This window comes from Apilactobacillus sp. EABW-1NA, from assembly GCF_030398685.1.
Taxonomy (GTDB): domain Bacteria; phylum Bacillota; class Bacilli; order Lactobacillales; family Lactobacillaceae; genus Apilactobacillus; species Apilactobacillus waqarii.
In genome coordinates this window covers 21,381-27,648 of record NZ_JAPDKO010000021.1, presented here as the reverse complement: position 1 = coordinate 27,648, position 6,268 = coordinate 21,381, and the positions used below count along the sequence as shown (strand labels likewise).

At 36.2% G+C, this 6,268-nt stretch carries 5 protein-coding genes; 2 read left to right on the top strand and 3 right to left on the bottom strand.

Annotated features, from left to right (window positions below):
• Positions 1–431: 431 nt before the first annotated feature.
• From tyrS to OEZ61_RS06305, 3 genes are all read right to left on the bottom strand, one after another.
• Positions 432–1,688 (bottom strand): tyrosine--tRNA ligase, encoded by a 1,257-nt coding sequence (gene tyrS, locus OEZ61_RS06315; RefSeq protein WP_053792452.1) that lies wholly within the window; start codon positions 1,686–1,688, stop codon positions 432–434.
• A gap of 302 nt (positions 1,689–1,990) precedes the next feature.
• On the bottom strand, positions 1,991–2,755 hold the full coding sequence (locus OEZ61_RS06310) for a DUF4811 domain-containing protein (RefSeq protein ID WP_057197474.1): 765 nt from the start codon (positions 2,753–2,755) through the stop codon (positions 1,991–1,993).
• Positions 2,755–4,200, bottom strand: coding sequence for an MDR family MFS transporter (locus OEZ61_RS06305; RefSeq protein WP_290047163.1), 1,446 nt, complete (start codon positions 4,198–4,200; stop codon positions 2,755–2,757). Before OEZ61_RS06305 ends, OEZ61_RS06310 begins: the two co-directional genes overlap by 1 nt.
• 174 nt (positions 4,201–4,374) lie before the next feature.
• Between OEZ61_RS06305 and OEZ61_RS06300 the strand changes: the two genes are divergently transcribed.
• Both OEZ61_RS06300 and OEZ61_RS06295 read left to right on the top strand, forming a co-directional pair.
• Positions 4,375–4,839, top strand: a complete 465-nt coding sequence (locus OEZ61_RS06300) for a MerR family transcriptional regulator (protein ID WP_057197469.1) — start codon at positions 4,375–4,377, stop codon at positions 4,837–4,839.
• 211 nt (positions 4,840–5,050) lie between these two features.
• Entirely contained in the window at positions 5,051–6,268 is a 1,218-nt protein-coding gene (locus OEZ61_RS06295; RefSeq protein ID WP_057197467.1) for a glycosyltransferase, read from the top strand.

The window sequence follows — 6,268 nt, the reverse complement described above, 5'->3', positions numbered from 1 at the left end:
CTTCTGAATAAATTGTTATTTTATAAGCGAATTGACTTCGCAATGTTTAATTCTTACAACCAAGTTGTAAGTTCCTTACACATCATCGATTATCAATCTTGTTCAGTTTTCAAAGATCTACCATTTAATTAACTTGCTGCCTCAATTGACAACTCGTTAATCATATCATCTTGTCAAAGCCGTGTCAACAACTTTTTTAATATTTTTTGCGTCATATCAATAACGCAACTCATTTATAATATCAAATTAATGACATCGTGTCAACATGTTTTGAAAAAATTAATCGTTGCTGATTTGTAATCATTTTTAATTACATCTCTCAACAACAAATAATATTATGCCAGGTAAACCTTATAAAGTCAACACTTCTCCGCAAATAAATTAAAAAAAGTAGATTGAATTAATCAATCTACTTTTAAACGATCATATTACTATTTAATTCTAGCTAAGAAGTACTTCTTCTTACCTCTTCTAACAACAACGAACTTACCGTCAAATGAAGTGCTTGGATCGATTTCAAAATCAACATCGTCAACCTTTTCTCCATTAATACGGATGGCACCGTTGCTTACATCTTCTCTAGCTTGTCTTCTTGATGGTTCGATTGCAGTATCGTCTGCTAACCATTCAACAATGTTCTTCTTGTCTGCACTAACTTCAACAGAAGGCATGTTCTTGAATCCAGTTTCTACTTCATCAGTAGTTAGGTCTTGGACGTTTCCTGAGAACAATGCTTCGGTAATGTTTTGTGCTTCGACTACGGCATCCTTACCATGAACGAATTCAGTTACTTCTTCAGCTAAACGACGTTGAGCAGCTCTCTTCCATGGTTCGTTCTTAACTTGTTCTTCTAGTTCTTCGATTTCTTCCTTGTTTAGGAAAGTAAAGTACTTCAAGTACTTGATTACATCCCTATCATCAGTGTTAATCCAGAATTGGTAGAATTCGTAAGGTGTAGTCTTTTCTGGATCTAACCATACAGCTCCACCTTCAGTCTTACCGAACTTAGTACCATCTGCCTTAAGCATTAATGGAATAGTTAAACCAAATGCTTTTGCATCTGCACCTTGAGTCTTATGGATTAGTTCGATACCACCAGTGATGTTACCCCATTGATCAGCCCCACCGATTTGTAGTTCAACACCATTGTTTTTGTATAGGTGTTCAAAGTCCATTGCTTGTAGAATTTGGTAAGTAAATTCAGTGTATGAGATACCTGTTTCTAGACGGCTTGAAACGATTTCCTTGTTTAACATAGTATTAACGTTGAAGCGTTTACCGTAAATACGAAGGAAGTCTAATAATGATAGTTTTGAAGTCCAGTCATAGTTGTTAACAATTTGGAACTTACCATCTTCACCAAACAAGCTCTTCATTTGGTTAGTTAGGCATTCTTCGTTGTGCTTAACTTGTTCCATACTTTGTAACTTTCTTTCAGCCTTCTTACCTGATGGGTCACCAATTGAACCAGTAGCTCCACCGATTAGAATAACTGGCTTGTATCCAGCTAGTTGGAATCTCTTCAAAATCATGAATGGAATTAAGTGCCCAACATGCATACTGTCACCAGTTGGGTCAATCCCTGCATATAGACCAATCTTCTTTTCGTTTACTTCTTTCTTTAGGCCTTCAGCATCAGTTTGTTGATTAATGGCGCCACGCCATTGTAAATCATCGATAATGTCCATGTTTTTTCCTCCTAATAAAAAAGTCCCTGACAAATAAATTGTCAGGGACGAAATGTTTTTTGTTAATCCGCGTTACCACCCAAGTTATCGTACTAATGTACAATCTCTTTCAATCATTTATAACGAAATGACGCGTCCAATAATGGAAAGCTCTGTAGGTGTAATTCTTTAACGCGTTTGCCTAGTTCGCATTCCCACTAGGTTTCTGAATACACAAATCGCATTAAATACTGGTAACTACTTCTTAGCTTTATATTTAATAGATACTATCATAATAATCAGCAAAGAAATAAAAGTCAACACTATTTAACTTGGCTTAGCTTTTGCTTGATTTCAGGCATCATCTTTTGAAGTGCTTCAGCTTGTGCTTTTTGCGTAAATTCAGCGGTTGCCTTCTTAACTAGTACCTTTTGTTGTGCACTTGTCATCTTAGGGTTCTTCATCATTGCTGCCTTAACTTGAGCTTGAACGTATTGTTCAGCTGCCATCTTCATTTGAGCTTGAGCAGCAGTGTTTGATCCACTAATTTCTTTGATGATTGATGGCAATTGCTTTGCTTGGTTAACTGTTAAAGTCATCCAGCTCTTTGGAACGTAGAAGTAATTGATTGTTTTTACTCTAGTTGGTTTTTGTGCCAAACCGAACCATAGACGGTTAGCGCTTGAGTTGTATTCATACTTAACAGTCTTAGTTACTAACTTAGCCTTATCACTATTAATAGTAATAATCTTGTTTTCTACCTTATTAGTACCAGTGTGTGATGGATTAGTTGCCTTTTCATCGGTACGGTAGATAACTACCTTATCTTTACCTGAAGTACCGATTGGTTGGTAAAGTAACATGTTCATGCCCTTATCAGCACTTGAAACTAACTTAGTTGAAGTTTCATGGCTAACTTTGTGCATACCATAGTGATCATGGAAGTTAATAGTAATGAAGAAAGTTGAAAGGATAAATAGAACTGCAAATACAATAGAAGTAATTGCGTGTAGTACCTTGTTGTTAGTTAATAGGTTAAAACAAATAAAGAATAGGAATGCAGAAATGCACAGTACGAATAAAATCATTATTTATTTACCCCCTTTTTGTTGTCATGTAACCAGAAGCTAGCAATGAATCCAACTACGATGAAGAATGCAGCTACCCAGAACGCAGCATGGTAACCAGTTAAAGTAGCATCAATTGCTGAATTCTTGTAAGCCAATGGATCTAGTTTTAATAGTGACTTAGCAGGCATGTTGCTTGTAGTTACGTTAGATAGGATTGAAACCAATACGGCAGTGGCAATAGCAGCACCAACTTGTCTTACAGTATTATTAACTGCTGTACCGTGGTTGATCTTGTCATCAGGTAATGCGTTCATACCGTAAGTGGTTGAAGGCATCATTACAAGAGCCATACCGAATGTTCTTACAGCGTATAGGATAATAATGTAGGCAATTCCAGTATTTTCAGTAATGTATGCGAATGGCAGTGTACCGAAGAATAGTAGAATTAAACCAGTGGTGATTAGTTTCTTAGCACCGTGCTTATCAAAAATAGCACCGGCAAATGGTGAAACGATACCCATCATTAAAGCACCAAGTAATAAACTTAGCCCTGAATGGAAAGCGTTCATTCCACGAACAATTTGTAGATATAATGGTAGAACCATTTCAAAACCAACTAAAGCCATCATAGTAATTGATGATAGGATGGTTGCGATTGAGAACTTAGCTGACTTGAATACCTTAACGTCTAGGAATGGTTTTTCCATTACTAATTGACGCCATACAAATAATACGATGAAGATAGCACCAATAATTAGTGTAGAGATAACTGTTGCGCTACCCCATCCATCAGTACCAACTTCTGAGAAACCGTATAGTGCACTACCAAAACCAATAGTTGAAAGAATTAATGACAATACATCAATCTTTTCCTTCTTAGTAGGTAGAATTGGGCGCATGTAGTATAGACCTAATAGAATCACAATAGCGACGATTGGAATGATGATTCCAAATAGGTCACGCCAAGTGTAGTTAATTAAAATCCAACCTGATAATGTAGGCCCAATCGCTGGAGCTAAACCGATAACAACACCAGATAGCCCCAAGGCAGCACCACGTTTTTCAGGTGGGAAAATTCTAAGCATGATAGTTTGTAGCAATGGCATTGTAACTCCAACACCTAACGCTTGAATTAAACGAGCTGCTAACAAAGTACCGAAGTTTGGAGCGAAGAAAGCAAGGACAGTACCTGCTTCAAAAATTGACATTGCTCCCAAGTATAGCCATTTAGTGTTAACACGGTTTGATAACCATGCACTAACTGGGATTGCAATCCCGTTTACTAACATAAATCCGGAAGTTAACCATTGAACAGTTGAAGTGTTAATGTCAAAGTCCTTCATTAATGTAGGAAACGCGGTTGCTAAAATTGTTTGGTTTAAAATAGTACAGAAAGTACCAACCAATAAAATCACAACAAGCATGATTTTGTTGTATGATTTACCGTTTGCATCTACATTCATAATCTAACCCCTTTTCGTTAATATTTTATTTTCTCTATAAATTTCGACAATAACTAATATACATCTGACATTTTTCTTTGTCAACAAATTTGACAACGATAGTAAAAAATATATAATAATTATTGATTATGTAACATCACTTATGAAAATTTAAGAAGAAAAGGATGTGACACAGTGGAAGAAAAGTATACAAAAGAAGACATTCAAGACTACTCCAGACGTATCCATAAACTAATGCAAGATCTTGACTTATCAATCGGCATTGGTGGATTGTCTAGAACCTGTAACGTGCCACAAAGCAAGATTAGATATTGGGAACAAAAGGGATACATCCATTGCCAAAAAGGTGATAAAAATACGAGTCATCGTTATCCATATTCATCAATTATTAAGGTAGAGTTAATCAAATCATTTTTGAACTCGGGATATACTCTTGCTAAGGCAGCGGAGAAAGCAGAAGTTTTTGATAAAACCGGAAGTTTACTACATCGAATCGCCAAACAGCGATTTAACTGCATTGACATGGTTAACAATCGCCCCGCAATCGACATGGGCCCCCTAAAAGATGACCCTGAAAAACATGTCTACTTTGTCGATTATGACGGTGATTTAGAGGCCCAAATTATTAAGAAAAAATAAAAATGAATTCCAAGTATGGAATTCATTTTTTATTTGTAATAATATTGAAACAATTGAGGCACATAGCTTTGATATATTAGGAAGTTTAATTTATAATTGAAGTATGATAAATATATGGTTTTTACAGTCATACATATGAACAAAACGCTAAAATATCTTATTGTATTCTAATATCTTATTTAGTGGTCCTTAAAGGAGGAATTCATTTATAATGTGGTTTTTAGATATTATTAACGATTTCATTATCGGGTATCCAATTGTTGTGTCAGCAATTTGGATTGTCGGGGCATTGTACTGTAACATCTACCACCGCTCGGAAAAATTTGCTAAAGTGGATGGATCTGAATTAGTGTCAATTCTAGTTCCCGCTCATAATGAAAGTGATACGTTAAACGAAGCGATTTCAGCAATTTCAAACATTGACTATAAGAACTTCGAAGTTGTTTTAATTGATGATAAAAGTGATGACGATACATTAGATATTATGTACAAGTTACAAAAGCAATACGCTAGTCAATTTAAAATCAAAATCGTTCCGGTCGATGTTAACCAAGGTAAAGCTAACGCAATGAACGAAGGTTTCAAAGTTGCTGAAGGAAAATACATTGTTGGTATCGATTCTGATTCCCTACTAGCAAAGAACTCAGTGACCGAACTAGTTAAGACACTTAAGACTAATCCAAAACTTGGTGCCGTTGCCGGCAAACCCGTCGTTAGAAATAGAACTACCGTTTTAGGTCGTTTACAACTTCTTGAATACATCGGTGTTATCGATATTATCAAGAAGGCTCAATCATACCTATACGGCCGTATCAATACCGTTTCTGGTGTTATCGTTGGTTTCAGACGTGAAGCACTTGAAGATGTAGGTGGATGGCACACTGATGTTATTACCGAAGATATTGATATTACCTGGAGAATGTACCGTAAGGGCTGGAGCGTTAGCTACCAACCTACTGCAATCTGTTGGATTCTAGTTCCAGAAAACACTAGAAACTTAATCAAACAACGTCGTCGTTGGGCTCGTGGTGGTATGGAAGTTATCGCTAAGAACAAGGATCTTCTACTACACGGTTCAATTACTCAAAAAGCTTTAATGTATGAAACAATTATCAGTAGTACTTGGGCTGTTTTAACCGCATTAAGTACTATCTCTTATTTCTTCAACCTATTATTAATTCATGAAGTTCAATTAGATGGTGACGTCTTATTAGTACTTATCATCGTCAGTATCTTACAATTCTTCATTGGTTTCTACGGTTCACACGAAACCGCCCTACTAAGCTTCGTCGATTTACTATTGATTCCTGCTTACATTGTTTACTACTGGATGGTTAACTTAATTTCATGTATCTTGGCTTTAGTTTCATTCTTCCTAGATCCTGAAAATGTAGGTACCTGGAGTAGTCCAGACCGGGGGGTAAAATAA

Bases quoted from the DNA above. Each gene is read 5' to 3' on its own strand.
- tyrS (WP_053792452.1), bottom strand. From the start codon at position 1,688: ATGGACATTATCGATGATTTACAATGGCGTGGCGCCATTAATCAACAA.
- OEZ61_RS06310 (WP_057197474.1), bottom strand. From the start codon at position 2,755: ATGATTTTATTCGTACTGTGCATTTCTGCATTCCTATTCTTTATTTGT.
- OEZ61_RS06305 (WP_290047163.1), bottom strand. From the start codon at position 4,200: ATGAATGTAGATGCAAACGGTAAATCATACAACAAAATCATGCTTGTT.
- OEZ61_RS06295 (WP_057197467.1), top strand. From the start codon at position 5,051: ATGTGGTTTTTAGATATTATTAACGATTTCATTATCGGGTATCCAATT.